The organism is Arenimonas malthae CC-JY-1 (assembly GCF_000747075.1).
Classification (GTDB): domain Bacteria; phylum Pseudomonadota; class Gammaproteobacteria; order Xanthomonadales; family Xanthomonadaceae; genus Arenimonas; species Arenimonas malthae.
In genome coordinates, this window is record NZ_AVCH01000086.1 from 1 (window position 1) to 2,643 (window position 2,643).

Annotated in this window: 2 protein-coding genes; both read right to left on the reverse strand. The window is 65.9% G+C overall.

Going from position 1 to position 2,643, the window contains the following annotated elements:
* Positions 1-95 precede the first annotated feature (95 nt).
* A complete protein-coding gene (istB, locus tag N790_RS04840; protein ID WP_003460139.1) occupies positions 96-845 on the reverse strand; it encodes an IS21-like element IS1474 family helper ATPase IstB in 750 nt (249 codons plus the stop codon).
* Positions 733-2,418, reverse strand: a complete 1,686-nt coding sequence (gene istA, locus N790_RS04845; protein WP_024360721.1) for an IS21 family transposase — start codon at positions 2,416-2,418, stop codon at positions 733-735. The genes istB and istA overlap by 113 nt, the downstream gene beginning before the upstream one ends.
* Between the last annotated feature and the right edge of the window lie 225 nt (positions 2,419-2,643).

Consider the following 2,643-nt stretch of genomic DNA (forward strand, 5'->3'; position numbering starts at 1 on the left):
TGTGCGGATTTCGGTGAACGTGACCGAGCGTTTCGCTAATACGTGACCGGTGCTTCCACCCCGGTTGCGCGGGTTCTGGATTGTAATCGCATCGGTCACGATGCGGCTTGTTCCTCGGCTTTTTTTCGGCGCAGCGACTCGCCTTTCATCGTCAGTCGGTAGGCGTTGTGCACCAGGCGGTCGAGGATGGCATCGGCCAGGGTCGGGTCGTTGATCCAGCCGTGCCAGTGCTCGATGGGCAGTTGGCTCGTCAGGATGGTGGAGCGGCTGCCAGCGCGGTCGTCGATCACCTCCAGCAGGTCATGCCGGGCTCCTTCCTCCAGCGGGGCTAGCGCCCAGTCGTCCAGCACCAGGACGTCGACCTTTGCCAGCTGTTGCAGGGTACGGCCGAAGCTGCCGTCGCCATGAGCGATGCGCAGTTGTTCCAGCAGGCGCGGGGTGCGCAGGTACAGGGTGCTATAGCCCTGGCGGCAGGCCTGGTTGCCCAGGGCGCAGGCCAGCCAGGTTTTGCCGGCACCGGTCGGGCCGGTCAGCAGCAGGTTGTGCTGCTGGCGGATCCAGTCGCCACTGGCCAGGGTGGCGATCAGACGCTCGTCCAGGGCGCGTCCGGAGCGGCGGTCGAGATCTTCCAGGCAGGCGTTGGCGTACTTGAGCTTGGCCTTCTTGCGCAGCCGTACCAGGCGCTGGTTGTCACGCCAGGCCAGTTCGCGGTCGAGCAGTAGGCCGAGGCGTTCATCGAAGCTCAGGCTGTGGCTGGCCGGCAGCGTCCATTGCTCTTCCAGGGCGCGGGCCATGCCGTCCAGGCGTAGCTGGTGCAGTTGATTCAGGGTGTGTTGCGGCATCATCGAACAGCTCCTGTTGCGGGGGTTGGTAGTAGTCGGCGCCACGGACGTTCTCGTGGTCGCCGGGTAAGGTCGTTTCGGCGGCACGCTGGGGCAGCGGCTGTTGATCCAGGCCTTGCTGGAGCAGGTTGCGCACGCTGCGCCCGGTGAAGGCGCGCAGGTGTACGGCACGTTCGGCAGCGGCTTCCAGGCGTGCATTGCCATAGCGCCGGGCCAGCGAGAGCAGGCCGAGGCAGGCGCGGTAGCCCATCTCCGGGTGCGGCTTGTGGGTCAGTTGGTGATCGATCAGTTGGCGCGTGTAGGGGCCGATCCGCTCGCCCCAGTCGAGCAGGCGTTGCGGCGTCCACTCACGATGCGCCTGGTGCGCTGCGGGCATGTGTTCGCGCTGGGTACTGTAAGCGCCGCGTCGCCCCAGCAGCAGGTGGCTGGCCACCCGCCGGTTGCCATGCAGCACTTCCAGGGTGTGTGCCGTCAGTCGCACGTCCACGTTCTGCCGGGCCAGGGCGGAGGGCACGCTGTAGAAGCTGCCATTGACCTCGATGTGGTAGTCGATGCTGACCTTGCAGCGCTTGAAGGTGGCGACCTCGTAGGGATGCACCGGCAGCGCTCGCAAGGCCGGGCGATCCAGACGCTCGAACCAGTCGCGCCGGCAGCCATCGAGCCGCTTGAACGGGCGCCGATTCAGATCCTCCAGCAGCTCGGCGATGGCCTGGTTAAGCGCATGCAGGCTGAAGAACTGCCGATGGCGCAGCCGCGCCATGATCCAGCGCTCGACCACCTGCACCGCCACCTCGGCCTTGGCCTTGTCCTGAGGCTTGCGTGGCCGTGCCGGCAGGATCACCGTCTGGTAATGACGCGCGCACTCCAGCGTGGCCCGGTTCAGGCCCGGCTCGTAGCGATCCGGCTGGGCGACCAGGGCGCGCGGATTGTCCGGCACAACCATTTCCGGCACGCCGCCAAAGTAGGTCAGAGCCTGGCCCAGCGAGGTCAGCCAGTCCACCTGGGTTTCGCCTGGCGTCGCGCAGGCATAGGTGTAATTCGAGGCGCCCAGGGCGGCGACGAAGATGTGCGCCCGGCGCACTTCGCCGGTGGCCGGGTCGACCACCGGCAGCGTCGGCCCGGCATAGTCGATGAATAGCTTCTCGCCCGCACGGTGCAGCTGACGCATCGAACGTTTGAGCGTCTGGGCGTAGCGCCGGTAGTGCTCGACGAACTGGGTGTAGCGGTAGGTCGGCTGGCCCGCATGCGCGGCGAGATATTCCTCCCACAGCAGCTGCAAGGTCACGCCCTTGCGTCGCAACTCGCGGTGGATGCTCAGCACATCGGGCAGCACTCGCTCACCGCGCGGCTTGTTCGTCGACGTCGGTGCAAACAAGGCGGCCGCCAGCGCGGCCTCGTCCATGGCCACCAGCGCCGGCCAGTCCAGCCCGGCCACCCGCGCCGCCGCGATGTACTTGCTAACCACGCCCTTGGACAGCTGCAAGGCACGGGCAATCTTCTCGTGGGACAAGCCGGCCTCAAACTTGAGGCGCAGACATTCTTTGATGTTTCGCATGGCTACTCGCGGCGCCGCCATCTTCCTCTCCCGAAATCGGTCGAGGATGGCGGCGCATCAGGTCATGCGCAACGAAGGGGAAGGCTTTCGCTAAGTCGTGACCGGCGATTTCGGTAAGCCGTGACCACCTGTTTCGGAACAGGCGGAGAATCGGTCACGTTGCTACCGAAATGAGCGGTCACGCGTTAGCGAAATGAGCGGTCACGATCAACCGAAACGGCCGGTCACGGTGCTCCGAAATCCGCA

Coding starts and splice junctions, on each gene's coding strand:
- istA (WP_024360721.1), bottom strand. CDS start 2,418: ATGGCGGCGCCGCGAGTAGCCATGCGAAACATCAAAGAATGTCTGCGC.
- istB (WP_003460139.1), bottom strand. CDS start 845: ATGATGCCGCAACACACCCTGAATCAACTGCACCAGCTACGCCTGGAC.